Raw genomic sequence first — 25,520 nt, 5'->3', positions numbered from 1 at the left:
GACTCATTTTATCAATACTCAATTTATTTTATATTTTTTCAAGCAATACTTGGCTTGTCGCATAATTTTTCGTGTGAGAGATACTCACATGTACTTTGAACCCTTCAAAATGTATATAAGGTCGTCCTAGTTCATCGTTTTTACAATTAATATCTTGGAAACTGATTTGTTTGCCGATGCCTGTACCTAACGCTTTACTGAACGCTTCTTTACATGCAAAACGTCCAGCTAAAAATTCTGCTTGTCGTTGTGGATGTGAAAATGAATGGAACTTGTCCAGTTCATCTTGACTCAATACTTTTTCTGGAAATCTCTTCTGACGTTCTAACATTGTTTTGATACGATCAATTTCAATCAAATCGATACCTATACCATAAATCACTTTATTCACCCGCTTCTTCTTCTGACATCTCATTCTTATCATGAATATGTTTAATATCATACATAATTTGTTGGGCTGTTGCTTTATTTATCAACAATATCTCACTATCTCCGCCTGCAGTTGACAGTGTCAATGTTGCTAATTGCCATTTACGCATCAACCAACCTTCATTAATATCTATATTTTGAATCCTAAACAAAGGAATATGTTTCATACTGACAAAAATCATACCTTCTTGAACAATAATTTGTTTCGCTTCCAACAAATAACTGTGTTGCTTATTTTTCAACCACGGATTAAGAAGACAGGTCCATATAAAGACAAATAATGTGAGTATAACCGCAATCAGACTAACCCATTTCAATGCATCTTTGGATAATAGATGCAACCACAGATATTCTGCCGTAATTAATACAGAAAACACTAAAACAATCAGTCCTGTTTGAATTAAACCTGAAATAAACAACACTTTCTTTCCATCTTGAGCCATTCTATTCATAGTTGTCCTCCTTTACATACCATTGTTTTAGTTGTTCGGCAGCATCATTATTGATAAAGCGCAAACCGATATCTATTTGACCTTGCCCTTTTGCGGCCGAAAATGAGAAATCAGCTAAGCCGACACGTTTCGTAAACCAATTCTGTGATTTTTCAAACCCAATCAACCTATCTCTTTTCGCATAATAATAACGTGTTCTTGTTAATTGCGTTTTCTTAACAGTTAGCGTTGATGCATCAGTTTTATAGCCTGAATAATGTACTGTCATGATACTATGCACTAATACTAACAGACTTGCGACAACGGCTAACACCATATACCACCACGACCAAAAGTACGTACAAATCGCACCTGCGATTAAAAATAGACCGATTCCAATTTGTGCATGACGACGGATACCGCCTATCGGCAATCCGGGTTCTACGGTTTCAAATTGAATAGAAGGTACTAACTGTTCAACAATTTGATAGGCTTTCTTACGTTTAATAAACGGTAAAATCATGATATCACCTGAAGCTGTTGTAGAACTATCAGTCTTTTCCACATCACTCGTAATAATAAAGTAAATAGAAGTATAACCGATAAATCGACGAATAAATGATTGTTTTTCTACTACTGCTTGAATACGGCGTGTTGCCACATTTATCGTCTTCACATTCAACAAGCCATATTGTATATGCAGTTGTTCATCTTTCTCACTCAGGGTATAACCGTAATACCTTACAAATTCGATGATGACACCAATGATATATGCTAAAAGTAAGGATAATATAATCATACCTGCAACCACTACATATGCAGCTTCTGCTATCCAATCAAATTGATGGAACACTTCATCCCACGGAATAATTTCTTGGAAGCTTCCTAATAATGGTGCTAAAGTAAATAACGCAATACCAATAGATCCGCTAGACAACGCCATAAAAATCAACTCTTTCAGCGAGAGATTAAATATGTGTTCAGGCTTGTCTGGTTCCAAGTCATGTGAAACTTGTTGTTCCTCATCAATCGGTACATGCGTTGTTTCTTCTTTATAATCTTTTGATGTTTGTTCTGATCTGACTGCTTGCTCTATCAGATTGAACTGCTGCTTAGACACAATTTGCAACGTAATGCCATCACTCGGTGTTTTAATTTCCATAATGACTCCGCCAAAGATTCGATTCACAATATCTTGTGAGGAATCAAAAGCTTGGATTCTTTGAATATCCAGTTCTTTTCGTATTTTATTAAAGACGCCTTTGGTCACGACAAAATGATGCCCTTCTATCCAATAGCGTGTAGAATACACTTCTAATGCATTATAGATAAAAGAAAATAAAAATATAGCTGTTAAAAAAGCTGGCCATATATACGATTTTACATCGGTAAAGTTAAAGTTGTTGATATTGAAAATAAAGATAACAATGACGACTATATTTTGCTTAATTGTAGTAATTAACCCTGTGAGATATGACAGTAGGTGTAATCTTTGTGGATTATACATCTGCATCTACCTCCTCAAGTCGGCGCATACAAACGGATTCTATAGATATTGCTTCATCTTCTGTCAATATCGGTAATGTGACAACATGACCTGCAGTAATAATAGAAAGTTTATAAAGTTTGAACGCTAATAAAATAGGCCCACTTTCTCTTTCTACATATTGTATTCTGTCATATTTAAGCACTTGTTGCTTTTGAAAGAAGAATCGTGACTCAATTGATACATAATGTTCTTGCAATAGATAAAAGCGATAGTTCCATATAATCCAAGGATGGATGATTTTATATAGGAAACTCATGGCCAATAAAATGATAAGCAGGTTTAGCACCCAAGGTGACCACGTAAAATGATGATACAAGAATACTAAGCCGCTAAAAACTAATATTTCTATTAAAAACTCAATGAAATAGCGGATGTAATAGTACCCTACTACGCGGCGTGGACTTTTTTTAGACATAAGGTCACTTCGCACCTTTCTATGTATTTTAGCTATCAGTCATATTTTAACAATGATTAACATTATTTTGTTAAAAATTTATAGATTTCTATAAATAGAAAACCGCTTCGAATTTCTTCGAAACGGTTTGAAATCATTGGGTATTCTTATTTTTGCATGTCTGCGAATGTACGACCTTTAATCGGTTTTTTATGATCTTTTTTATCGTGTTTTTGTTTTTTACCATTAAATTTGCCTTTACCGCGACGGTTTTTGTTATCAAATTTATTGTTTGAACGTTTATTAGAAGGTTTGCCTCCACGACGAGGACCTTTCGCATTATGACGACCTTTGCGTGCAAGTGGTTTTTCGAATGTTAATTGAACTTCTACTTCATCATTTGACTCGACTAATTCTTGTAATAATGCAGCTACTAATTCTACATCATCATATTCATTTAATAATTGAGAAGAGATATTTTGTAGACGTTCTGAATGTTCTTGATTCATCCATTTTTCTACTTTTTCTTTAATATCATTTTCGCGTGCACGTAATACTTCTTTACGATGTGGTGGTCTTAACGCTTTCATACGTCTATTATTTGTATCTTCGATTTGACGGATATAGTCCATTTCAATCGGGTTAACGAATGTAACCGCGATACCTTTTTTACCGGCACGGCCTGTACGTCCGATACGGTGAGTATAACTTTCAGTATCTTGAGGAATGTCGAAGTTGTATACATGGCTGACACCTGAAATATCTAAACCACGTGCTGCAACGTCTGTCGCAACTAAAATATCGATTTGGTCATTTTTAAATTTCTTCAAGACTTCTAAACGTTTTGCTTGTGTAATATCACCATGCAAACCTTCAGCTTTGTAGCCTTTTGAAATTAATGCACTTGTTAATTCGTCTACACGACGTTTTGTACGACCGAAGACAATTGCTAATTCTGGTTGGTGGACATCTAAGAAGTTGGTAAATGTTTCGAATTTCTCTAATTCTTTAACGATTGTGTAGTATTCATCAATTTGCGGATCTGACATTTCGTTATTCATTGTTTTAACGATTTTAGGGTCTTTCATGAATTGTTGTACTAAAGCTTGGATGGCTTTAGGCATTGTTGCTGAGAACAACATTGTTTGACGATTTTCTGATGGAATATGGTCCATAATGAATCTCATATCGTCGATGAAGCCCATGTTCATCATTTCATCCGCTTCATCAATAATTAATGTGTGGATATCATTTGTTTTAAGTGTACGACGGTTCAAGTGGTCAATGACACGTCCTGGTGTACCTACAACAATTTGCGGTCCTTTTTTCAACGCTTTAATTTGGCGTCCGATCGGCATACCACCGAAAACTGTTACGACTTGTACGCGTTGTCCGCGACTGAATGCACGTAATTGTTCCGCAACTTGCATTGCAAGTTCGCGTGTAGGTGCTAAAATCAGTGCTTGTACGCCTTCTTTTCCGACAACTTTCTCAATTAACGGAATACCAAACGCTCCCGTTTTACCTGTACCTGTTTGCGCTTGTCCTAAAATATCTAAACCGTGCAATGCAAACGGAATACTATCATTTTGTATAGGAGTCGGTTCTTCGAAGCCCATATTAGCAAGCGTTTCAGCAGTTTGTTCTGAAACACCTAAGTCTATAAATTTTTGCAAAATAATTCTCCTTTATATATGGTCGAGACGACTTTGATGAATTTGTGCTCTCTTTATTTCAGTAGATATACATCATCTATCAGTTTCATTTTCATCTAAAAATGATAAAAAATGAGCGGTTAATACTTTAACAATTATTCTGTATGGATACAGAACTAATGAGCACCCGCCCCCACCTTGTCTTTAATTTTTCATCAACTTCTATATAGTACCACCTTAAGCCCATTATAGCAATCATGCAATTCTCACTAGAAAGCAAAAAAGTCAGTAAGATGATAGGATTTCTCGTAATAAGAAATTTCATCATCTCGCTGACTTTCTAATTAATTTTGTTCTAATAGAGCTTGAGCTACTTCTTCTAAAGCCATACCTCTTGAACCCTTAATCAACACATTATCTTTTGGTTGAACATGTGCTAACGTATTTGCGATTAATTGTGTTTTATCATCAAAATGTTCGGCAGTCTCTACAAATGCTTTACCCGCTTGATGAATATGTGCCGCTTCTTCGCCGTAAGTCAATAAATAGTCGATACCTTTATCTTCTAAGTATTCACCTACTGAAGCATGCATTGCTGCACTGTTTTCTCCTAATTCTAGCACATCCGCTAAAATCAAGATTTTGCGTCCATCCATTGCAGATAGCGTATCAATAGCCGCTTTCATACTTGTTGGGCTGGCATTATAAGCGTCATTAATTACTGCGACATCTTGTTTAGAATGATGAAACTCCATACGCATTTGCGTCAATTGGACTTGCGCAATATTCGTTTTAATTGTTTCATAATCAAGCCCTGACAATTTACCGACCGTAATCGCAATTGCTGCATTACGCATATTATGAATACCTAAAATAGGAATTTGATAATGTTCTTGATCATTGATACTAAATGCAATACCTAACGCATCATGTTGTTCAACATGACATACCACTTCATTCTCAGAACTTATGCCGATACTGATGGCTTGATTGTTTTCTAACGTATGAACATGTGGTACAAGTAAAGGTTCATCTCCATCATAAAGTAGTACACCTTCTGGTTTTAAACCAGCAACAATTTCAAATTTAGCTCGGGCAATGCCTTCTCTAGAACCTAAATCTTGCATATGTGATTCACCGATATTGGTAATCACTGCAATATCAGGTTGTGCGATTTCAGATAGTAGTTCAATTTGATGGAAACCTGACATACCCATTTCTAAAATGGAAATTTCAGTATCCTCATCTAATTCTAAAATCGTTAATGGCATCCCAATTTCATTATTGTAATTTCCTTGTGTTTTCTTCACTTTGAAATTCGGCTTTAAGACACTTTCAATCATATCTTTAGTTGTTGTCTTACCATTAGATCCTGTTACAGCAATTACTTTTGGTTGTACGTGCTGCAAGTAAGCTTTCGCCAGTTCTTGCAGTGCTAATAAGGTATCATCAACCCAGATGACAGGACCTTCTACTGGATGTTCTGGTTTGACATCTTTTTGATAAAAAACAGCGCCTGCACCATCTTGTAATGCTTGTTCTACAAATCGATGACCATCTGTATTTTCACCTTTAAATGGGATAAACAAATTACCTTCATCAATTTTTCTTGAGTCGATTGTGACACCTTTAATTGTATGATCTAAATATTTTTCATCAATTTCACAAGGAATCCACGCTTTAATTTGTTTTAAAGTTACTTCTATCATGTAAGTACACGACCTTAATCAATTTTGTATTTGTTCTTTTGTTTTTCGATATGTTTTTCTTTCGCTAACTCAATTAATTTTGTAATCAAGTCAGAGTATGATAAGCCCATGCTTTCCCACAGACTTGGATACATACTGAATTTAGTAAATCCTGGCATCGCATTTGTTTCATTAATGTAGATTTGATTATCTTCTGTCACAAAGAAATCTGCACGTAATAAGCCTGCGCAGTCTGTTGCTTTAAATGCTTCAACTGCCATATTACGAAGTGTTGTACGTACTTCACTGTCTAATTCAGCTGGAATAGATAAACGGATATTACCATCTAAATATTTAGATTTATAGTCATAGAATGCCACATCTTTGATAACTTCCCCTGGTTCCGTTGTTTCTGGGTAATCATTACCTAATACCGCAACTTCGACTTCTCTCGCAACGACACCTTGTTCAATCACAAGTTTTCTATCGAATTGGAAAGCTTCTTCAATCCCTGCTTTTAACTCTTCTTCGTTGTTACATTTACTGATACCGACACTTGAACCTAAGTTTGCTGGTTTTACAAAGACAGGATATTCTAATTTGTCATGCACAAGTTTTAAAATATTGCTTTGATATTTGTCATACTCACTTCTTAAAAAGCTGACATATGGTAATTGCGGTAAACCTCTATGTGCAAATAATTGTTTCATGACAAGTTTATCCATTGTACTAGAAGCTGCTAACACACCATTACCGACATACGGTAAATCTAATACTTCAAATAATCCTTGAATTGTTCCGTCTTCACCATTCGGTCCGTGTAATAATGGGAATACTGCTGAATATGGCTGTCCAGAACTGCTGTTTGTAAGCAAGCTGGAAATTTCACCTTCTTTTACATCTTCTAGGCGCAAAGTTTCTGTATCTTCCACACTATCGACGATGTTATCTTTCTTTTTCCAAGCACCATCATTTGTAATGTAGATAATATCTACTTGGTACTTATCTTTATCAATAGCATTTAAGACATTCTGCGCAGTTAAAATAGAAACATCATGTTCCGCGCTTTTTCCACCATAAATGATACATATATTTTCTTTAGCCATGTTCTTTCCTCCAAACGCATTGTTAAACTTTATTTTATCACGATTTCCTAATTTATTGCATGTCAAACCTGAGAAATTAAAGTCATAATTGGTAAAACGGTATATAATAGGAAATAGCTACAGATGAAAGTTTAAATATGCTATAGTTTTTCATATGGATAACTATACATAACATACAACTATCGAAGAGTTATCTGTCAACATCAATTGAACTGATGTAAAACATGCATTAAAGGAGACTATTTATGAAAGCTTCACGTCAACAACTTAATAAATCATGGATACGGCGTATTGACTGGGTTTTAATCGGCATTTTGGTAATATTTGCTATCATTAGTGTCGTTTTTATAAAATCTGCCATGGGCGGCGGTCAATATAGCGCAAACTTCAGTATTAAACAAATCATTTATTACATACTCGGTTTTATAATCGCCTTTGCAATTATGGTAATCTCACCGAAGCGTATTATGAAATACACTTATACGTTGTACGGCATTTTATGCGTTTTGTTAATTGTCTTATTGGTAATGCCGGAAACAGCGATAACACCTATCATCAACGGTGCAAAAAGTTGGTACAGTTTTGGTCCGATCAGTATCCAACCTTCTGAGTTTATGAAAATTATACTGATTTTAATGCTTGCGAAGATTGTATCTCGTCATAACAAATATACATTTAACAAATCATTAGAAACTGACTTTAAGTTATTCTTTAAATTATTAATAGTCACAGGTATTCCGATGGCTTTAATCTTTTTACAAAATGACTTAGGGACAACGTTAGTCTGCCTAGCAATCTTAACAGGTGTTTTAATCGTCAGTGGGATTTCTTGGAAAATCCTTGCACCTATTTTCTTAACGATTTTATCAATCGGTGCATTCTTTATTTTATCTATTATCTTCAAACCATCATTAATTGAAAATGGGTTCGGTATTAAAACCTATCAATTAGGGCGTATCGCTTCATGGTTAGATCCTTATTCTTATAGTTCAGGCGATGGTTATCATTTAACAGAGTCGCTGAAAGCAATCGGTTCTGGGCAATTATTAGGTAAAGGACTTAATCATGGTGAAGTTTATATCCCTGAAAACCATACTGACTTTATCTTCTCTGTTGTTGGTGAGGAATTCGGATTTATCGGCGCTGTATTATTAATCATTTTATTTATTGTGCTGATGTTCCACTTGGTACGTCTTGCGAATAAAAACACAATTATTTACAACAAGATTTATATTATTGGATTTATGACACTTGTTTTATTCCATGCAGTCCAAAACATGGGAATGACAGTTCAATTATTACCAATTACAGGTATTCCGCTTCCATTCATCAGTTACGGCGGTAGCTCTTTATGGAGTTTAATGACGGGTGTCGGTGTGATCTTATCAATCTACTATCACCAACCTGTCCCTTATCAACCAGACTTCTTACGTTCTAAATCTTATACAAACTAAAAAAACAGGTTATCGGTTGAACATTGCATTCAATGTCCGAATCGATAACCTGTTTTTTATTACTTTAATTTTGGTGTCGCTACTGAAGTATTCGGTAACGTATGCATAATCTCTAATCTGGATTTCGTTTTCTTAATATTGACACCGAGCGAAGATAACAATTGAACGACATTACGTAGTTTATCTGTATTATTATTCATTCGTGTTCACCCCATCTTCGTATTACTATAGAATAGTTACTTTTATTCTACCCTAAAAATTTTCATTTTACTACATTATTTTTATATTTTCTTTTGTGGTTTAACTTTTTGTAGTCTTAATGCATTGAGTACGACTGAGACTGAACTGAATGCCATTGCAGCGCCAGCCACCCATGGGGCAAGTAAACCGAATGCCGCAATCGGAATGCCGATTGCATTGTAACAGAATGCGAAGAATAAGTTTTGTTTAATATTCTTCATCGTACGCTGACTCATATCTAACGCATCTTCTACTTTTTCAATATCTCCACCGACAATCATAATGTCGCCTGCTTCAATCGCAATATCAGAACCTGTACCCATTGCCAAGCCGATGTTACTTTTTGCTAATGCTGGTGCATCATTGATACCATCACCGACCATCATCACATTTTTACCTTCGTCTTGTAATTTCGTAATCTCTTCAGCTTTATGATCAGGTTTCACACCAGCGATGACACGGTTAATGCCTAACTCTTCAGCAATGGCTTCAGCTGTACCTTGGCTGTCACCACTTAACATCACAATGTCATAATGTGGATTTAAGCGTTCAATTAATGCTTTGGCACTTGTTTTCGGTTCATCTCTTAAGGCAATCAATCCCGCGAATTGATTATCGATTGAAGCTAATACAACCGTTGAACCTTGATGTTGTAAATTTTTTATTTCTGCTTCAAGCTGCTCATCCCAATCATTCAAATCAGGTTGAGTAAAGCTTTGTGATCCGATTTTGATAAACTGTCCATTAATATAACCACTGATACCATTACCTGGATGTGTTTGATACTGTTCTACTATCAAGTTTTGCGCATCTTGATAATAGTCTGTAATTGCTTGTGATAATGGATGTTCAGATTGTACTTCTAAACTTTTTACAAGTGTTCCGAACTGTTGATTATCTGTATTATCGATGACTTTGTATACTGAAGGTTGCCCTTTTGTTAATGTGCCTGTTTTATCAAATACGATTGTGTCCACATTTTGCGTTTGTTCTAACGCTTCAGATGATTTGAATAACACACCTAATTCTGCTGAACGTCCTGATCCAGCCATAATTGAAGTCGGTGTCGCAAGACCTAAAGCACATGGACATGCAATAACTATGACTGCGATAAAGACCTCTAAACTAGATTGAAAATTAAATGGTGTGATAAAACTGAACCAAATAATAAACACAACAAGCGCGATACCGAGTACTGTCGGCACAAAGATTCCAGAAATCTTATCTGCTAAACGTTGAATATTTGGTTTTTCTCCTTGTGCTTCTTCAACAATTTTAATAATTTGATTTAATACTAAATCATCGCCTGTATGTGTCACTTTCACTTTAATAAAGTTTCCATGGTTTAATGTGGCACCGATGACTTCATCACCAATCGTTTTATCTACAGGAATACTTTCACCAGTTAACATTGATTCATCTAAACTAGTCTCCCCTTCGATAATTTCACCATCTAAAGGCACATATTCACCGCTTTTAATCAGTAAAACATCACCTTTCTGTACTTGATCGACTGGTAAAGAGACCGCTTCCCCATCTCGTTCTACACGCGCTTCTTTAACTTGAAGTGATAACAATTTATTAATCGCATCACTCGCATGGCCTTTAGCTTTCGCCTCAAAGTATTTACCAAGTAAGATTAACGTAATTAAAACTGCACTGGTTTCAAAGTACAATGGAATGTGTTTTTCACCTGCATGAATAATCCACATATAGATACTATAGAAGTACGCTGCGGAAGTCCCTAATGCGACTAAGACATCCATATTAGCACTCTTATTTCTTAATGCACCATACGCACCTTTATAGAATTGCCAACCTAGAATAAATTGGACTGGCGTTGCTAAGATAAATTGGAACCACGGTTCTGTCATCACATGAGGGAGTGGCAAGAAGCTTAAGAAACTGAAATGCCCCACCATGGTATATAACAATGGCAATGATAAAATCATCGCAATAATAAATTTCATTTTTTGACGATTTAACTCTTGGTTTTTACGTGCTTTAGCTTCATCTGCAGTTTCAAGCGCAATGGGTTCATAACCGAGCTGTTTCACTTTTTCAAAGACTTGATCCATATCGACATGGCTTTGGTCATATTCGATAGATGCTTTTTCAGTGACTAAGTTCACATTCGCTTGGTCGATCCCTTCTGTACGACTCAAAACCCGTTCAATTCGTGATGAGCAAGCAGCACAAGTCATACCTGATATTTTAAACTCTGCTTTTTCCATATTTCACCCGCTCCTATACCTACATAGGTATATTTTTATTTAAAAAAGAAGGCTCAGCCATAGAGATAACTTGAGCCTTTATAATTCTGTCTTATTTTACAACGTCATAACCTGCGTCATAAATTGCTGATTCAACTTCAGATAATACTTTATCTTCACCATTGAATGTTACGTCTACTGTATCATTATCTGGGGTAGCCGTTACTTGGTCAACGCCATTTACTTTACCAACAGCATCTTCTACAGCTTTTTTACAATGACTGCAACTCATACCTTCAACTTTTAATTGTTTTTCCATATCACAACACTCCTCTATTTAATTTAATATTTGGTAACCTTGATCATAAATTTCTTTTTCCAAATTGTTTAAACTGATTGGTGTCTGGTAACTCGCTTTCACTTCTTGTGATTTCAGATCCACTTGCACTTCTGACATACCAATCATTTGCTGCAAATGTTCTTGCAAAATATGCTGTTGTTCTTCAGTTTCCATACCACTGATTTGAATCACACTACTATGCATGTCTGACTCCTTTATTAATCTTTAATTAATTTTTGGACGGTAACTAATAATTCTTCCATTGCAGCTTCTGCTTGTCCATCTTCAGCTTTATGCAAAATACAGCCTTTCATATGATGATCCAGCAATTTTACAGCAACACTATTCAAAGCTGAACGTGTCGCTCTGATTTGTGTTAAAACATCATCACAATAAACATCTTCATCTATCATGCGATTAATCGCTCTGACTTGTCCTTCTATACGATTCAGTCGTGCTTTAAGGTTAGATTTTATTTTTTCTGAATGATGTGCGCGTTCTTCTTGCGTCATGTTTGAACCTCCGTCCTGTTAGGTTTCTATCTCTAGAATATACCCTATATAGGTATATGTCAAATGTATCGTGAAAGGTGTGCCTGTGTTACAATAAGTTCAACATCAGCAAAAGTAAAAACATACATAATTGCTGATTAACAACACGGAGGTTACTTATGTATAATTTCGACTTTATACCTTTTCAAGCCAATTTAGTCATCAATATTATTTTAATCGGCTTATTCATATTAAACCTCGTATTCGGTTTCGTTATTGTATTTATGGAAAGAAGATCTGCAGGATCGATTTGGGCATGGTTGCTCGTACTCGTATTCTTACCTGTTATCGGGTTCATACTTTATTTATTGCTGGGCCGCCAAATCCAAAGAGATCATATCTTTTCCTTAGATGAGGAAGACCGTATTGGATTAGAGGCAATTGTTAATGAACAATTAAAAGCATTACAAACCAAAGAGTTCTCTAAAGGGAACCATGAAATCGTCAAACATAAATCAATGGTACAAATGTTGTTGTATAATAACTCAGCCTTCTTAACTACTGATAATGAAATGACGATTTTTACAGATGGTCATGAAAAGTTTGATGCGTTGATTAAAGATATAGAAAACGCCACAGATTACATCCATATCGAGTATTACATTTTTAGAAATGACAAGCTTGGTAAACGTATCTTAGCTGCCTTAGAGAAAAAACTTGAAGAAGGCCTTGAAGTAAAAATGTTATACGATGATATGGGTTCCAGGGGCTTAACTTTAAAAGACTTTGATGAGTTCAGAAGAAAGGGCGGACAAGTTGAATCTTTCTTCCCTTCTAAATTACCGCTTATCAACTTTAGATTAAACAACCGAAATCACCGTAAAATTGTCGTGATTGATGGTTATATCGGATATGTCGGAGGTTTTAATGTTGGCAAAGAATATTTAGGCTTATCCAAACGTTTCGGATACTGGAGAGACACGCACTTACGTATTGTCGGAGATGCGGTCAATGCCTTGCAATTACGCTTTATTTTAGATTGGAACTCACAAGCTAAGCGTGATAACATCACTTATTCTGATCGCTACTTCCCTGACATTGATACAGGTAGTTCTATCGGTATCCAAATCGCATCAAGCGGTCCAGATGAAGATTGGGAGCAAATCAAATACGGTTATTTGAAAATGATTACTTCAGCGAAAAAATCGATTCAAATTCAATCGCCCTACTTTATTCCTGACCAAGCCTTTATGGATGCTGTGTCTATTGCTGCATTAGGCGGTGTAGATGTATCGATTATGATTCCAAATAAACCAGACCATCCATTCGTCTACTTTGCGACATTGAAAAATGTTGCATCACTGTTGGCATCAGGCGTCAAGGTTTATCATTATGACAATGGTTTCTTACATTCAAAAATGATGATTATTGATGACGAAGTCGCAAGTGTGGGAACAGCGAATATGGACCATCGTAGTTTTACACTGAATTTTGAAATCAATGCGTTTATATATGACCGTCAAATTGCGGCACAATTGCGTGACCAGTTCAATCAAGATTTAATGTTATCTTCAGAATTAACACAAGAGCGTTATAATCAACGCAGTTTATGGGTGAAATTCAAAGAAGCCATTGCCAACTTAATTTCACCGATATTGTAAATCATAAAGGAGTACACAAAGTCATGAATCAATATCAACAATTAAAATCAGCTGAACAATATATGAAAGACTTCCATCAAACAGATCACACAGGGCATGATATCAACCATGTCATGCGGGTCGTTAAAATGGCACTCTTCATTTCTGAACAAGAAGGCTACGGCAATCCTTACATTATTCAGATGGCTGCATTATTACATGATACGGTAGATACCAAATTAACAGATGAAACTGCTGCTGAAAATCAACTAATTGATTTTTTAAACCGTATTGAAGTTAGTGGACAGGATCAAGAAAAAATTATGCATATCATCAAAAACATCAGCTTTCGTCATAATGTGGATCAAGAAATCCCCTTATCCAAAGAAGGTTATATTGTTAGAGATGCAGATCGCTTAGATGCGATTGGTGCAATTGGTATAGCGCGTACGTTCCAATTTGCGGGTCACTTTGATGAGCCGATGTGGCAAGGGCCTATTCCTGATAGTATTAGTTCTGATAACGAATTAGAAGGTTATGATCCTTCAGCGATTAAGCATTTCTATGATAAATTGTTTAAACTTAAAGATTTAATGCATACTGAAACTGCTTCAGAAATTGCGCAAGAACGTCATCGTTTTATGGAATTCTTCGTCGCACAATTCTTTAACGAATGGCAGTTTACAGAACAATAAGCAAATAAGATGAAGAAGCGGCTGAGAACAAATCTAAATTCTCAACCGCTTCTTTTTTATTCGATATTATATGCTAGGATTAAATCTGTTTGTCTATCATTCCCCATCATGAAATCATGTTCTGAGATTTTCTTGAATCCTAAATGTTTATAGAAACCTAATGCTTGTTCATTTTTTTCCCATACACCTAGCCATACACATTTTTTACCATCTTCGACTGCTGTCTTTATAGCAAAGTTCAATAATTTTTTACCATAACCATAGCCATGATAATTCTTCAAAATATATAAGCGTTCTATTTCAGTACAATCAGATGAAACTTGTTCTGTTTGTGAATCCCCTTCATTCAACTTTAAATATCCGACAATTTTATCGTTATCATACAAGAAATAGAAATTCGAATGTGGATCTTCTAATTCACGTCTTAGTTTGTCTTGTGTAAATGCTGTATCTAAATAATCTTTAATATTTTCTGGGCTGTTCATTTCTCTAAATGTGTCATCAAAAGTTCTATAGCTGATTTTCTGTAACTCTAAAATGTCAGCAGTTGTTACTGATTTAATTTCCATTGGTATTCCCCTCCAATTTTAAAATAACACTTTTAGTTACTATTACTATTCCCTATTGTACAAATCCTAAATAAAAAATCAGCTGCAATTTTAGTTGCAACTGATTTTAAGTCATCAATGATGTATTATTTTTTCTTTCTGTTTTTCTTACCTAAGACTTGCGCACCTTTTTGTTTACCGTCTTTACCATGTTTCTTTTCATATTCTCTAATCATTGGAGCGACTTCTTCTTTCGCTTTCTTAGAGTAATATTGGTTCGCAACATATGTTTGAACAATCAAGAACGCGGCACTGACTGACCAGTATAAACCTAATGCAGCTGCTGAACTTAATGATACCCAGATAATCATAATTGGTGAAATGATCATCATCATGTAACTCATTTGTTTTTGTTCAGGCGGCATACTGAATGTTGATACGTAAGCTTGTAGGAAGTATAACACACCGGCAATAATTGTAATCCAAATATCCGGTTTTGCTAAGTTGAACCATAAGAAATCAGGATGTTCTACAATACCACCTGGTGATGGGTATTTTAATACGAAGAATAAGCCCATGATTACAGGCATTTGAATCAACATTGGTAAACATCCAAGCATACTTTGCATTGGATTCATATCGTATTTTTTATAAACTTCCATCATTTCTTGGTTTGCTGCCATTTTTTCTTCCTGTGTGCGTGCACGTTTTACTTTCTCTTTCACTGCGTCCATATCTGGTTTTGCAATCACCATTTTTTCGCGCATTAAGTGACTGTTCTTATAGTTAGAAAGCATGAATGGCAGAACGACAATACGGATTGCTAAAACTAAGACAATAATCGCTAATCCATAATCGTTATTAAAACTAGAGCCTAGCCAATGGATGATGTTATCCATGTTTTTCACAAATGTATTATAGAAAAAACCTGTTCTGTTTTCAGGTTTAGAATAATCACATCCTGCAAGAAAAACCATAACCCCAAGAAGCAAAGGCAATAATGCTTTTTTATTCATTTTTCCACCTCTATTGGTATTATTCACATAAAAATAATTTTATCACATTCTATGAGGTGTAGAAAACAAAAACATAGAATTAAGGGCATTATTTAAAATATTGTAAGAAATTGCGAACGGTTTCTTTAACATTTGAACTCTGAGCAATCGCTGAAATAACTGATACACCTTGTGCATGTGTTTGCGCAATCGGTTCGACATTATTTAACGCAATACCGCCAATTGCAACAATCGGCATACCATTTGTTTTCTCATGCAATGTTTCAATCATTTCTGTGCCGACAGGATCACTGGCATCGTCTTTAGACCCTGTTTTAAATATCGGACCAACGCCAATATAATCGACATCTGTTAAATCAGATTGCGCTAATTCTGTTTCATTGCCGACACTTAAACCGATAATTTTATTTTTAAAGTGTGTCTTAAAAGTATTCACTTTCGCATCATCTTGTCCAACATGAATGCCATCAGCATCAATCAACTCTGCTAATTCAACATCATCATTTAAGATAAAAGGTACATGATATTGTTCACATAATTGTTTCAAAGATTGTGCCAGTTCTTTCTTCGCATTACCTGTTTTAGCGTTAGGCCCTTTTTCACGAAATTGATACATCGTAATGCCGCCTTCTAATGCTTCAGTTAATACTTCATGAATCGTACGACCTTCAGGTATATCTTGTGTTCCGCAAATAAAGTAAACTTTTAAATCCTCTGGTTGAAACACTTATTTCACCTCTTGTGCTTTACGATTTTCTACTGCTGCTTCACTGTCTATTTTATATAATGCATCAATAAATTGAACTAAGAAAGTACCTGGTCCTTTACTTTCACTTAATTGTTCAGCACGTTCAGCTGCAATATTATAAACAGAAACTGCTTCAATTAAATCTTCAATCTCTGGATTTTCATTTCTAAATAAGAATGCACCTACAATAGCACCTAATAAACAACCTGCACCTGTAATTTGCGTTAAGAAACGTGAACCATTATTCAGCTTAACAATTTTATTGTTTTGAGCAATGACATCTGTTTCACCAGTTAACACAATGGCAGTTTGATATTGTTCATGTGCTTTTTTCGCAATGGATAGAACATCTAAGCTTTCAGCACTATCTGTACCTTTCATTGTTGTTGTATCATCTATAAGCGTTAAAATTTCTGAAGCATTTCCTTTGATTACAGTTGGTTTCACTTGCTCTAGGAATGTTTTGCAAAATTGTTTACGATACGTTGATGCGCCCACAGCAACGGGATCAAACACTAACGGTGTGTTTGTCTTATTCGCAATTTTTCCAACTTCTAACATTGCTTGTTCATTCGCTTTTGTCAGTGTGCCAATATTAATTAAGACTGCACCCGCGTGTGGATAAAAATCTTCTGCTTCTTCTGGTGCTTCGCTCATTGCTGGACTCGCACCTAAACTTAAGAGTCCATTAGCTGTAAAATTTTTAACGACATCATTCGTAAAACAAATAACTAATGGATGTTCTGTTCTGATTCTATCTAAACCTTTACTCATCATCTAATCCTACTTTCTTCATATATGCGAAATGGTTAACTGGTCCTCTGCCTTGTCCGATCTCAGGTGTATATTTAATACTTAATGCGATAAAGTCTTTTGCTTTTTTAACCGCTTCATAAATCGTTTTACCTTTCGCTAGCTCAGCCGCAATTACAGCTGAAAAAGTACAACCTGTACCATGTGTATGTTTTGTTTCATATCTTTCACTTTCAAAAATTTCTAAACCATCTTTCGTAAATAGATAGTCTTTTGCGATATTGTCATCTTCGATATGACCACCTTTAATGACTACACCTTTACTGCCGATTTCTTCTATGAAGATTTTACCTGCTTTTTTAATCGCATCTTCATTATCTAATTTGAATCCTACAATTTCCTCTGCTTCAGGTAAGTTAGGTGTTGCAACATCAGCAAGTGGTAACAAGATACTTTGTAAGGCATGTTTACCTTTATCATCCATTAAAGAGTCTCCACTTTTGGCTAGCATTACTGGATCAATGACATATGGAATTTCAGGATGCTTTTCTAAATAAGTACGAATTAATTCCATCATTTCTTTTGTCGCAATCATGCCAGTTTTAATCGCTTGCGGTAATTCGTCATCAAACACACTATCTAACTGTTCTTCTAACCAAGATAATTCTAAGTTATGAATGTGTTGAACCCCTTTTGTATTTTGCGCTACGATACTTGTGATTGCGGCCATCCCGTACACACCGCATGCATGAAATGACTTTAAGTCAGCCATTACACCTGCGCCGCCTGTTGGATCTGTGCCTGCAATCGTTAAAGCAATTTTCGGTTTGTTCATAATTATTTACCTCCAAATTCCCATTGTTCTTTTGTATAAGCCATATTAAAGAAGTTTCGTTCATGTACTGTACTTTGTAGATAATTCTCTCTGACTTCTTGTCTCTCTGTATCTGTCATATGTTTTGTTAACTCATTCATTAATTGATTTAAAACATCGATTAATGCATCCATTTCTGTTTGATAGAATTCAAACCATTTTTTCAATATAGAAGATTGATTTAATCTGTCATCCTGCATTGCGCGTTTTGCTACTTCTGCATAGACATAAGGACAAGGTGCCATTGCCGCAATCGCATATGCAGCATTTTCATGGGCATAAACGTTGTAATACATATGTTTAATATAATGGTCACCACTTGGCGGCCACACTTTTTGTTGTACGATTTCGTGATACGGTTCACCCACGTATTCTGCCATGAATTCATGTGCTTCCACTTCACCATTCACAATGAATTGAATTTGATCAACTAGAAATCGAACACTTTCTAAATTCGGCATTTTAGGAATTAATAAAGCATAGATATTCGCAAACTCTCTTAAATACGAGGCATCTGCACGTAAATATTGTCTGATTGACTCTTTATCTATATTCCCTTTTAACAATGCTTGAATGAAATTATCGTCATAAATTTGATCAATAATCGGTTGTGCATCTCTTTCAAGTGTTTCAGCAAAAGTCACTTTTATTCCTCCAATAAAAAAACTGCATTCCAACCTAGGAGTGCAGTTTCAGTATTTTTGCATCATGCATACTATGTATCTACTTTCCTACGTTGGTCTTAACCAAATCAGGTTTAAAGGGTCTAGTTTCCTATCTCAGCCAAAAGGCGCCCCTAGCAGTTTTTATTTAATTTATTTACATACTAAACATATCAAAGCCCTTTCATACTTGCAATGAATCTGTTTTCATAAAAAAAGCCGAGACCTCAGTCTCGACTTGAATTTTAACTATTTAACATTAATAACCCCAAGCACTTAATCCTTGTACGTTATATGCATGTACAGCTGAGTTGATTTGATCTTGAACTGTTGCTGTAGAACCATGACCAGGCATTGTTTGGAATAAACCGCTGGCACCTGATGGATTGTACGCATTAACTTGTCCATTTGATTCACGTGCAATGATGTTTTCCCATACTGATGCAGATACGCCTGTACGAGCTTCCATTTGTGCTGCTGCGTATGCACCTGTAGAACCTGCAGTATTACCGTTAGCTAATCTTACTGAACCTGAACCATAAGATGCATATGATGGTGCATTGTATGATGCTTGTGGTGCGTTATAAGATTGTTGTGGTGCTGTATATGATGATTGTGGCGCATTGTTTGATTGCGCTTGATTATAATTATTGTATGATACTTGTTGCGTATTGTATGCATAGTGGCTGTCTGATTGTACAGCTGTTTGTGTTGTCGCAACTTTTTTAGGTTCTTTAACTTTTAAACTTTCATCTACTAAGATTAAGTCAGATTTTTTATCGTTCCATTTTTTTAATTCTTTAACTTTAACGTCGAATTTTTTAGCGATTTTATTTAAAGTGTCACCTTTAACTACAGTATATTCACCTTTTTCATTTAGATACTTTTCAGCGTCTTTTACTTTCTTCGCATGTTCAGCTTTTGATGATGATTTTGCTTGTACGTCTTGAGTTCCAATTCCTGTTGCCAATACTGCTGCAGCAGCTGTCACCGCTGTCGATGCTACTAGTAATTTCTTCATGTAAAATATGTCCTCCCATAAGGTGTTTGTATTAAATCATTTATTTGATGTCTTTATAATAGCATCTATCCTAATAACATAGGTTACAACAATATATATTTCTTGTGTCTTTCTTTACATACATATTACAAAAGGCAGGTTACCTCCTAAATTGGAGATAACCTGCCTGATAGATTTTTTAACTATTTATTTATAATCAGTTAACTGAATTATGCAGTAACCCAGTGACCTGCACCTGCGCCACCGTCATATAATTTAACAGCTGCTGCGTCTTGTACGCTTTCTGGTGCTGATGCTGGTGATTTACCTACCCATTCAGCTGGTGCTACTGAATCCCAAGTTGATTGTAAGAATTGGAATTTACCTGCTGCACCTGATGATGGGTTGATTGCGTGGATGTCGCCACCTGATTCACGTTGTGCAATTGCACGTAAGTGATCATTTAAACCAGCTGATGAACCAGTGCTTGCTGATTGTTGTGGAGCAGCTTGTTGAGCTTGAGGTGCTGCTTGTTGTGCTGGTGCTTGTTGAGTTGTTGCTTCTTGTGCTTGTGGTGCTGCTTGCTCAGCTACTGGAGCTTGTTGAGCTGCTGGTGCTTGTTGAGTTGTAGTTTGAGCTGCTGGTGCGTTACCGCCTGCTTGACCATAGCTCCAGCTCCAATATTGACCGTCTGATTCAAAGTTGAAGTCTAAACCATTATATTCAAAGTTAATATTATAAGCGCCTTCTTGTACAGGGCTTTCGTTTAATTGTTCAGGATTGTTTAATGCTGTTTCTGCTAATTGTGCTTGATCTGCATTTCCTTGTTCAGATGCGTGAGCTTCTGCTCCTACTCCTACTGCGAATAATGCTGCTGTTGCTGATGAAGCTACTAATAATTTTTTCATTTCTAAAAATCCTCCTATAAGGTAATTGTTTTTTCGTGTGATTAATATCATCAATTTGCAATTACAACTATATCATCTGAAATCAGGGTGTAGGTTACAACGAAATAAAAAAATACAGCTTAATTTTACGTGTAAATTACATTAAAATAAAATAGTTAGATATCTTACTATCACTTCAAATCCTATTAATATCACATTCGAACTGAATTTTGACTCTTAACCTATGTAACATTTATGTAATCTTTCAGATAATTGAAGGGTTATTTTACCCTTTACATCGGCTAAAATTTCTAGAAAAACCCGCAATAAAACCCGATTTCTTCTCTGTCAAACGTCTTTTTAAAAAAATAGACCCTGCATAAAGTGAAATTTATGCAAAGTCTTGGTGAGTATTAGTATATTTAAAGAGTTTTTTATGGATTAAGTTGAAAGTACAAAATTGAAAATGGAGCAATCCAATCATCTTTCGCAGTAAAAGCTATGCGTTGGACTAAATAGAGTTTAAAAATAGAGTTTGGAATAGATTATAGGAATCTTCCTATAATAGAAAGAAGGATAATTCTAACATCATAATGAATTACTTTTAATTAACGAGAGGACAGCATGATACTTTGAACAGGATAGAGATAGATACATCATGCTGGTTGTTGCAATTTGATTTTGGGAGATATGCAGTTAAGCATATATAATGTCAATGGATAACTTGGTAGTTAGAGATGAATGGCGTCGAAGGACGGGCTTCCTTCATAATCACCCATCAAAGTGTCCGTTTGTGCATGGTGTGATGAGAATTGACAACTTGAATTGTCATTCGGATGCGAGATAAATTTGATTGTTTCTACAACCAGCTCCATACCGAAATGTGTTTGATTATCTTTTTCATATTTGTAGGAATGCATATAGCCAGTAATACCGACAAGCGATCCTTTTTGTGTATAGCTGGCAATATTTCGGGCAATCTTGCCAAAAGCCTTACAATTAATAAAGTCTACAGATTGTTTGTTCTGGCCTTGATAGTTATAATGACGTTCTGTCGCAACACTAAAGTATACAATATCTGATTCCTCCTTTGCTGTCAATTGAGGTTGTTTCGTCAATCTTCCTACAATAACGATTTTATTAAGCATTTTGTCACCTCCTTGGTTACTATCATATTCAGATTGATACATATCGTCAAAACACAAATTAAGAGAAATTTTATAGTTGATTGGTTAATTTTCTGTACTATCTCTCAAATATTTTTATCTTTTACGCTATACTAGAATCAGAAAGAAAAAATTTGCAGATTTTAAAAAGATTGGAGTGACTTCAATTGAAAACATTTAAAGCAGTCAGATTCCAAATTGTCACTGAACACGGTGGCGTTATAGAATATGAACTCTATGATGGTGTAATTATCAATAAAGAACAAAGCGGCACCGGCTGGTTGTTAGAAATTGTAATCTCCAGTAACCACTACGATATTATGAAAGAATATATGGATGATGAAACATTATTAGATATACGTGTTGTGATCACACGTCCTTCTAATGATCCTGCATTATTCGATGCAACAATTAAAAATATTTCATTATACGATAATGAGCGTATGTCTATTATTTTTGATTGCCACGTCTATACATTAAGACAAGTTTATGCTGAAAATTTATTAGCACAACTTGTAGATGATGGATTATCTGGTGAAGAATTAAAGACTTCATTCAACCGTATGATGCAATCAAAACCACGTTTAAAAGACGAAAAAAGAGAAGATTAAAAAAAGACTGAGACAATATAGATGAATTAAAGCAATGCTTTATATCTATTGTCTCAGTCTTTTTATATCAGCTTATACATCTTGGATTGCAAATGTTAATTCACAGCTACATGCCAATTGACCATCAACAGTTGCTTTCGCAGTGCCTTTACCAATTGGTCCACGCATTTTAGTAATTTCAACTTCTAACTGTAATGTATCACCAGGTACAACTTGTCTTTTGAAACGACATTTATCAATACCAGCGAATAATGCGATTTTACCTTTGTTTTGTTCACTGTTTAAAATCGCAACTGCACCAGTTTGTGCTAATGCTTCAGTAATCAACACGCCTGGCATAACCGCGTATTCTGGGAAATGACCTTGGAAGAATGGTTCATTACCTGATACTTGTTTAATAGCCACACAACGTTGACCTTCTTCATACTCAACAACTTTATCAATTAATAAAAAAGGTTGGCGGTGTGGGATAATGTTTTTAATTTGGTTATAGTCAAAAATTGTTTCCATGTTACTAGCCTCCAAAAATTTGCTTGAAATGATACCAAGTCTGGTATTCAAATATATTAAGCGGATTTTGATGATTCAATATAAAACCGATACACATACCGATGAAAAACATCAAAAGCATCATAAGCATAACGATGAGTATGTGAAAACCAATCGGTAATTTTATCACTTTAAAATAAAAGCGTTTAATCATCTTAATCCCCTACTTACTTATTTATTAACACGCTCAATATCAGCACCTAAAGCTTTAAGTTTACCGTTAAAGTTTACGTAACCTCTATCTAAGTGTTGTAATTCTGAAACTTCAGTAGTACCTTCAGCCACTAAACCGGCTAAAATCAATGCTGCTGCAGCACGTAAATCAGTTGCTTTCACTTGTGCGCCTTGTAAATGGCTTTTACCTGTAATTTTTGCATTGCGTCCTTCAACCGTAATTTGAGCATTCATTCGTTTGAATTCAGCAACATGCATAAAGCGATTTTCAAAGACAGTTTCTGTAATGACTTTATGTCCTTCAGCTGTTAACAATAACGCCATCATTTGTGATTGCATATCTGTAGGGAATCCTGGGTGTGGTAATGTTTTGATATCTACTGGTTGCAATTCACCTTCTGCAGATACTCGGATACCTTTATCTTCATATGATAAGTTGACCCCCATTTCTTCTAGTTTATACAACAAGCTTGTTAAATGTTCTTTAATTGCACCTTTAACTAAAACATCGCCTCTTGTAATAGCGCCTGCTACAAGTAATGTACCAGCTTCAATACGATCTGGGATAATCGCATGTTCTACACCATGTAAAGCTTCGACACCATGAATCGTAATTGTATCTGTTCCTGCACCAGTTACATTACCGCCCATTTCGTTGATGTAGTTTGCTAGGTCAACGATTTCTGGTTCACGTGCAACATTCTCGATAACAGATTTACCTTTTGCTAATGAAGCCGCCATGATGATATTTTGTGTAGCACCTACACTTGGGAAATCTAAGTGAATCTCTGCACCTGTTAAACCATTTGCAGTTTCTGCAAAGACAAAGCCGTTTTCTAAATGAATTTTGGCACCTAGTGCTTCAAATCCTTTGATATGTTGTTCAATCGGTCTGCTTCCGATAGAGCAACCGCCTGGTAAAGCTACTTTTGCATGACCTAAACGTGCAAGCAATGGACCCATGACTAAAATACTCGCACGCATTTTACTGACATATTCATAAGGTGCTTCTGAATTCAATTGTTTCGTCGCATCAACTGTCACGCTGTTATCCTCTTTATGATACTCAATTTCAGCATTAAGCGTTGAAAGTACATTATTAATCGTTTCAACATCGCTTAACTCAGGCACATTATGTAATGTACTCGCTCCCTTTGAAGCTAACAATGATGCAGTTAAAATTGGCAATACTGCATTTTTTGCTCCCTCAACTTGTACTTCTCCTACTAGACGATTTCCGCCTTTAATAATCATTCTATCTCTATTCATTACTACTCCTCCACTTTTTAACTCCTGAACATCTTCAATTTAAAAATTTCTCATCTCTTCTATTACCTATTATTATATATGGAAAAACATTTGAATTACACTCAAACGATTAGCGGCCAAGATATTTAAGTTGCGTTGAAAATTGCAATAAATCTATGATGAAATTACTAACTCCTGTTCCGATTAAAATCGCAAGAAATATAATCAATACTTGTACTTGGACAGGATAACCCTTTTTAAAGAATTGATCCAACCTAATCGCATTCAATGCCCAATATGCGACACAGATACAAAGCACATGCATAATCAAATGCGCAATCGCAAATTGCCCTAAATATTCCATGATCTTTGTCGTCTCCTCAATTGTTTACTGTCTCATATTGTACATGAAAATAGAGTAAAATCATACATTCTTACTTAGAAATTCAAAATCCTAATATCTGTTCACTCATATGTTTACCCTAAAATTTGACATTAAAAAATAGGATATACCTCAAAGTGAGATATATCCTATACTTTATGGTTGTTATTATTTCATTTCCGAAACTTTAATGCGGTTTTCCGCACGTTCTAAAGCTCGTTCTGCTCTGTTAATGTCAGTATCTTCGTCATTGTTATTCAAATGTGATTCTGCTCTTTCTTTAGCCGATTTAGCACGTCTGATATCAATATCTTCAGCTTTTTCTGCTGTCTGTACAATAATTGATGTGCTTTCATGTCTGATTTCAACGAAACCATCACTGACCGCAATGAAATCAATCCCATCTGTATAATTTACTTTAACATAACCTGTTTTAATTGCTGTAACAGTTGGTAAATGGCCGGCCATTACACCAATGTCGCCTCCAACTGTCTGCAGAATCGCAATTTCAACATCATCTTGGTTATAAACAGAACCATTAGGAGTAACAATATTAACGTTCATTGTGTTCATTAAA

The 25,520-nt window shown here is 35.4% G+C and carries 30 protein-coding genes and 1 riboswitch; of the genes, 4 read left to right on the top strand and 26 right to left on the bottom strand.

What is annotated here, in order from left to right:
- Nucleotides 1-28: 28 nt before the first annotated feature.
- From acpS to CD112_RS02025, 7 genes are all read right to left on the bottom strand, one after another.
- Complete coding sequence (gene acpS / locus CD112_RS02055; RefSeq protein ID WP_070626517.1) at nt 29-382, bottom strand: holo-ACP synthase; 354 nt, start codon at nt 380-382, stop codon at nt 29-31.
- Between the two features lies 1 nt (nt 383).
- Entirely contained in the window at nt 384-881 is a 498-nt protein-coding gene (locus CD112_RS02050; protein ID WP_070626486.1) for a PH domain-containing protein, read from the bottom strand.
- Nucleotides 874-2,367 carry a PH domain-containing protein gene (locus CD112_RS02045; RefSeq protein ID WP_070626487.1) on the bottom strand — a complete coding sequence of 498 codons (1,494 nt, stop codon included), beginning with the start codon at nt 2,365-2,367 and terminating at the stop codon, nt 874-876. Before CD112_RS02045 ends, CD112_RS02050 begins: the two co-directional genes overlap by 8 nt.
- Nucleotides 2,360-2,695, bottom strand: coding sequence for a PH domain-containing protein (locus tag CD112_RS02040; protein WP_180991545.1), 336 nt, complete (start codon nt 2,693-2,695; stop codon nt 2,360-2,362). Before CD112_RS02040 ends, CD112_RS02045 begins: the two co-directional genes overlap by 8 nt.
- A gap of 275 nt (nt 2,696-2,970) precedes the next feature.
- Entirely contained in the window at nt 2,971-4,479 is a 1,509-nt protein-coding gene (gene cshA, locus CD112_RS02035) for a degradosome RNA helicase CshA (RefSeq protein ID WP_002481757.1), read from the bottom strand.
- 323 nt (nt 4,480-4,802) lie between these two features.
- Nucleotides 4,803-6,167 carry a UDP-N-acetylmuramoyl-tripeptide--D-alanyl-D-alanine ligase gene (locus tag CD112_RS02030; protein ID WP_103363763.1) on the bottom strand — a complete coding sequence of 455 codons (1,365 nt, stop codon included), beginning with the start codon at nt 6,165-6,167 and terminating at the stop codon, nt 4,803-4,805.
- A 14-nt stretch (nt 6,168-6,181) separates the two neighbouring features.
- Nucleotides 6,182-7,252, bottom strand: coding sequence for a D-alanine--D-alanine ligase (locus CD112_RS02025; protein ID WP_002481759.1), 1,071 nt, complete (start codon nt 7,250-7,252; stop codon nt 6,182-6,184).
- Between the two features lie 245 nt (nt 7,253-7,497).
- On the opposite strand from CD112_RS02025, the gene CD112_RS02020 reads away from it, so the two are divergent.
- Complete coding sequence (locus CD112_RS02020; protein WP_103363762.1) at nt 7,498-8,706, top strand: FtsW/RodA/SpoVE family cell cycle protein; 1,209 nt, start codon at nt 7,498-7,500, stop codon at nt 8,704-8,706.
- Between the two features lie 59 nt (nt 8,707-8,765).
- Here the strand turns inward: CD112_RS02020 and CD112_RS13555 are convergent, their stop codons facing one another.
- The 5 genes from CD112_RS13555 to csoR all read right to left on the bottom strand — a co-directional run bounded on the left by CD112_RS13555 (nt 8,766) and on the right by csoR (nt 12,011).
- Nucleotides 8,766-8,906, bottom strand: a complete 141-nt coding sequence (locus tag CD112_RS13555) for an Lmo0850 family protein (protein WP_023016106.1) — start codon at nt 8,904-8,906, stop codon at nt 8,766-8,768.
- 81 nt (nt 8,907-8,987) lie between these two features.
- The gene (locus CD112_RS02015; protein ID WP_070626490.1) at nt 8,988-11,180 is read right to left on the bottom strand and encodes a heavy metal translocating P-type ATPase; all 2,193 of its coding nucleotides are present in this window, start codon (nt 11,178-11,180) and stop codon (nt 8,988-8,990) included.
- 91 nt (nt 11,181-11,271) lie between these two features.
- The gene (locus tag CD112_RS02010) at nt 11,272-11,478 is read right to left on the bottom strand and encodes a copper ion binding protein (protein ID WP_002481763.1); all 207 of its coding nucleotides are present in this window, start codon (nt 11,476-11,478) and stop codon (nt 11,272-11,274) included.
- Nucleotides 11,479-11,496: 18 nt separating this feature from the next.
- Nucleotides 11,497-11,703, bottom strand: a complete 207-nt coding sequence (gene csoZ / locus CD112_RS02005) for a putative copper chaperone CsoZ (protein ID WP_002481764.1) — start codon at nt 11,701-11,703, stop codon at nt 11,497-11,499.
- A gap of 14 nt (nt 11,704-11,717) precedes the next feature.
- A complete protein-coding gene (csoR, locus tag CD112_RS02000) occupies nt 11,718-12,011 on the bottom strand; it encodes a copper-sensing transcriptional repressor CsoR (RefSeq protein WP_002481765.1) in 294 nt (97 codons plus the stop codon).
- A 158-nt stretch (nt 12,012-12,169) separates the two neighbouring features.
- Here csoR and cls point away from each other — a divergent pair, with 158 nt between their 5' ends.
- A complete protein-coding gene (cls, locus tag CD112_RS01995; protein ID WP_023016108.1) occupies nt 12,170-13,651 on the top strand; it encodes a cardiolipin synthase in 1,482 nt (493 codons plus the stop codon).
- Nucleotides 13,652-13,674: 23 nt separating this feature from the next.
- The gene (locus CD112_RS01990; protein WP_060804054.1) at nt 13,675-14,325 is read left to right on the top strand and encodes an HD domain-containing protein; all 651 of its coding nucleotides are present in this window, start codon (nt 13,675-13,677) and stop codon (nt 14,323-14,325) included.
- 56 nt (nt 14,326-14,381) lie between these two features.
- On the opposite strand, the gene CD112_RS01985 is transcribed toward CD112_RS01990, so the two are convergent.
- The 9 genes from CD112_RS01985 to CD112_RS01945 all read right to left on the bottom strand — a co-directional run bounded on the left by CD112_RS01985 (nt 14,382) and on the right by CD112_RS01945 (nt 21,961).
- Nucleotides 14,382-14,894 carry a GNAT family N-acetyltransferase gene (locus CD112_RS01985; RefSeq protein ID WP_002481768.1) on the bottom strand — a complete coding sequence of 171 codons (513 nt, stop codon included), beginning with the start codon at nt 14,892-14,894 and terminating at the stop codon, nt 14,382-14,384.
- Nucleotides 14,895-15,019: 125 nt separating this feature from the next.
- Nucleotides 15,020-15,889, bottom strand: coding sequence for a membrane protein insertase YidC (yidC, locus tag CD112_RS01980; protein WP_002481769.1), 870 nt, complete (start codon nt 15,887-15,889; stop codon nt 15,020-15,022).
- 88 nt (nt 15,890-15,977) lie between these two features.
- Nucleotides 15,978-16,616, bottom strand: coding sequence for a thiamine phosphate synthase (gene thiE, locus CD112_RS01975; protein WP_070626492.1), 639 nt, complete (start codon nt 16,614-16,616; stop codon nt 15,978-15,980).
- Nucleotides 16,617-17,411 carry a hydroxyethylthiazole kinase gene (gene thiM / locus CD112_RS01970; protein WP_070626493.1) on the bottom strand — a complete coding sequence of 265 codons (795 nt, stop codon included), beginning with the start codon at nt 17,409-17,411 and terminating at the stop codon, nt 16,617-16,619.
- Complete coding sequence (thiD, locus tag CD112_RS01965) at nt 17,404-18,225, bottom strand: bifunctional hydroxymethylpyrimidine kinase/phosphomethylpyrimidine kinase (protein WP_002481772.1); 822 nt, start codon at nt 18,223-18,225, stop codon at nt 17,404-17,406. The genes thiM and thiD overlap by 8 nt, the downstream gene beginning before the upstream one ends.
- Nucleotides 18,226-18,227: 2 nt before the next feature.
- Nucleotides 18,228-18,908: a thiaminase II gene (gene tenA, locus CD112_RS01960; protein ID WP_060804051.1), complete on the bottom strand. Its 681-nt coding sequence runs from the start codon at nt 18,906-18,908 to the stop codon at nt 18,228-18,230.
- Nucleotides 18,909-18,975: 67 nt separating this feature from the next.
- Nucleotides 18,976-19,072, bottom strand: a riboswitch (TPP riboswitch).
- Between the two features lie 113 nt (nt 19,073-19,185).
- Complete coding sequence (locus CD112_RS13875; RefSeq protein ID WP_070626494.1) at nt 19,186-19,947, bottom strand: LysM peptidoglycan-binding domain-containing protein; 762 nt, start codon at nt 19,945-19,947, stop codon at nt 19,186-19,188.
- A gap of 209 nt (nt 19,948-20,156) precedes the next feature.
- Nucleotides 20,157-20,834 (bottom strand): transglycosylase family protein, encoded by a 678-nt coding sequence (locus CD112_RS01950; RefSeq protein ID WP_002481775.1) that lies wholly within the window; start codon nt 20,832-20,834, stop codon nt 20,157-20,159.
- Nucleotides 20,835-21,544: 710 nt separating this feature from the next.
- Complete coding sequence (locus CD112_RS01945; RefSeq protein ID WP_103363761.1) at nt 21,545-21,961, bottom strand: single-stranded DNA-binding protein; 417 nt, start codon at nt 21,959-21,961, stop codon at nt 21,545-21,547.
- Nucleotides 21,962-22,146: 185 nt separating this feature from the next.
- Between CD112_RS01945 and CD112_RS01940 the strand changes: the two genes are divergently transcribed.
- Complete coding sequence (locus CD112_RS01940) at nt 22,147-22,590, top strand: YwpF family protein (protein WP_002481777.1); 444 nt, start codon at nt 22,147-22,149, stop codon at nt 22,588-22,590.
- Nucleotides 22,591-22,662: 72 nt separating this feature from the next.
- Here CD112_RS01940 and fabZ read toward each other — a convergent pair whose 3' ends face one another.
- The 5 genes from fabZ to CD112_RS01915 all read right to left on the bottom strand — a co-directional run bounded on the left by fabZ (nt 22,663) and on the right by CD112_RS01915 (nt 25,516).
- Nucleotides 22,663-23,100, bottom strand: coding sequence for a 3-hydroxyacyl-ACP dehydratase FabZ (gene fabZ, locus CD112_RS01935; RefSeq protein WP_002481778.1), 438 nt, complete (start codon nt 23,098-23,100; stop codon nt 22,663-22,665).
- 4 nt (nt 23,101-23,104) lie between these two features.
- Nucleotides 23,105-23,230, bottom strand: coding sequence for a DNA-directed RNA polymerase subunit beta (locus CD112_RS13930; protein WP_353422199.1), 126 nt, complete (start codon nt 23,228-23,230; stop codon nt 23,105-23,107).
- Between the two features lie 80 nt (nt 23,231-23,310).
- Nucleotides 23,311-24,582 carry a UDP-N-acetylglucosamine 1-carboxyvinyltransferase gene (gene murA, locus CD112_RS01925; RefSeq protein WP_002481780.1) on the bottom strand — a complete coding sequence of 424 codons (1,272 nt, stop codon included), beginning with the start codon at nt 24,580-24,582 and terminating at the stop codon, nt 23,311-23,313.
- A gap of 109 nt (nt 24,583-24,691) precedes the next feature.
- Nucleotides 24,692-24,925, bottom strand: a complete 234-nt coding sequence (locus CD112_RS01920) for a DUF1146 family protein (protein WP_002481781.1) — start codon at nt 24,923-24,925, stop codon at nt 24,692-24,694.
- A gap of 186 nt (nt 24,926-25,111) precedes the next feature.
- Complete coding sequence (locus tag CD112_RS01915) at nt 25,112-25,516, bottom strand: F0F1 ATP synthase subunit epsilon (RefSeq protein WP_002481782.1); 405 nt, start codon at nt 25,514-25,516, stop codon at nt 25,112-25,114.
- Nucleotides 25,517-25,520: the final 4 nt, after the last annotated feature.

This window comes from Staphylococcus simulans, from assembly GCF_002902285.1.
In the GTDB taxonomy this organism is placed as follows: domain Bacteria; phylum Bacillota; class Bacilli; order Staphylococcales; family Staphylococcaceae; genus Staphylococcus; species Staphylococcus simulans.
The sequence above is the reverse complement of the archived record's forward strand: the minus strand, read 5'-3'. Positions and strand labels throughout refer to the sequence as shown.

Bases quoted from the DNA above. Each gene is read 5' to 3' on its own strand.
- CD112_RS01915 (WP_002481782.1), bottom strand. From the start codon at position 25,516: ATGAACACAATGAACGTTAATATTGTTACTCCTAATGGTTCTGTTTAT.
- CD112_RS01985 (WP_002481768.1), bottom strand. From the start codon at position 14,894: ATGGAAATTAAATCAGTAACAACTGCTGACATTTTAGAGTTACAGAAA.
- thiM (WP_070626493.1), bottom strand. From the start codon at position 17,411: ATGAGTAAAGGTTTAGATAGAATCAGAACAGAACATCCATTAGTTATT.
- murA (WP_002481780.1), bottom strand. From the start codon at position 24,582: ATGAATAGAGATAGAATGATTATTAAAGGCGGAAATCGTCTAGTAGGA.
- CD112_RS01920 (WP_002481781.1), bottom strand. From the start codon at position 24,925: ATGGAATATTTAGGGCAATTTGCGATTGCGCATTTGATTATGCATGTG.
- CD112_RS02045 (WP_070626487.1), bottom strand. From the start codon at position 2,367: ATGTATAATCCACAAAGATTACACCTACTGTCATATCTCACAGGGTTA.
- CD112_RS13930 (WP_353422199.1), bottom strand. From the start codon at position 23,230: ATGCTTATGATGCTTTTGATGTTTTTCATCGGTATGTGTATCGGTTTT.
- CD112_RS01950 (WP_002481775.1), bottom strand. From the start codon at position 20,834: ATGAAAAAATTATTAGTAGCTTCATCAGCAACAGCAGCATTATTCGCA.
- CD112_RS02020 (WP_103363762.1), top strand. From the start codon at position 7,498: ATGAAAGCTTCACGTCAACAACTTAATAAATCATGGATACGGCGTATT.
- CD112_RS01945 (WP_103363761.1), bottom strand. From the start codon at position 21,961: ATGCTTAATAAAATCGTTATTGTAGGAAGATTGACGAAACAACCTCAA.
- CD112_RS02030 (WP_103363763.1), bottom strand. From the start codon at position 6,167: ATGATAGAAGTAACTTTAAAACAAATTAAAGCGTGGATTCCTTGTGAA.
- csoR (WP_002481765.1), bottom strand. From the start codon at position 12,011: ATGACGCAAGAAGAACGCGCACATCATTCAGAAAAAATAAAATCTAAC.
- yidC (WP_002481769.1), bottom strand. From the start codon at position 15,889: ATGAATAAAAAAGCATTATTGCCTTTGCTTCTTGGGGTTATGGTTTTT.
- csoZ (WP_002481764.1), bottom strand. From the start codon at position 11,703: ATGCATAGTAGTGTGATTCAAATCAGTGGTATGGAAACTGAAGAACAA.
- CD112_RS02025 (WP_002481759.1), bottom strand. From the start codon at position 7,252: ATGGCTAAAGAAAATATATGTATCATTTATGGTGGAAAAAGCGCGGAA.
- CD112_RS13875 (WP_070626494.1), bottom strand. From the start codon at position 19,947: ATGAAGAAATTACTAGTAGCATCGACAGCGGTGACAGCTGCTGCAGCA.
- CD112_RS02015 (WP_070626490.1), bottom strand. From the start codon at position 11,180: ATGGAAAAAGCAGAGTTTAAAATATCAGGTATGACTTGTGCTGCTTGC.
- CD112_RS13555 (WP_023016106.1), bottom strand. From the start codon at position 8,906: ATGAATAATAATACAGATAAACTACGTAATGTCGTTCAATTGTTATCT.
- cls (WP_023016108.1), top strand. From the start codon at position 12,170: ATGTATAATTTCGACTTTATACCTTTTCAAGCCAATTTAGTCATCAAT.
- CD112_RS02010 (WP_002481763.1), bottom strand. From the start codon at position 11,478: ATGGAAAAACAATTAAAAGTTGAAGGTATGAGTTGCAGTCATTGTAAA.
- CD112_RS01990 (WP_060804054.1), top strand. From the start codon at position 13,675: ATGAATCAATATCAACAATTAAAATCAGCTGAACAATATATGAAAGAC.
- thiD (WP_002481772.1), bottom strand. From the start codon at position 18,225: ATGAACAAACCGAAAATTGCTTTAACGATTGCAGGCACAGATCCAACA.
- CD112_RS02050 (WP_070626486.1), bottom strand. From the start codon at position 881: ATGAATAGAATGGCTCAAGATGGAAAGAAAGTGTTGTTTATTTCAGGT.
- fabZ (WP_002481778.1), bottom strand. From the start codon at position 23,100: ATGGAAACAATTTTTGACTATAACCAAATTAAAAACATTATCCCACAC.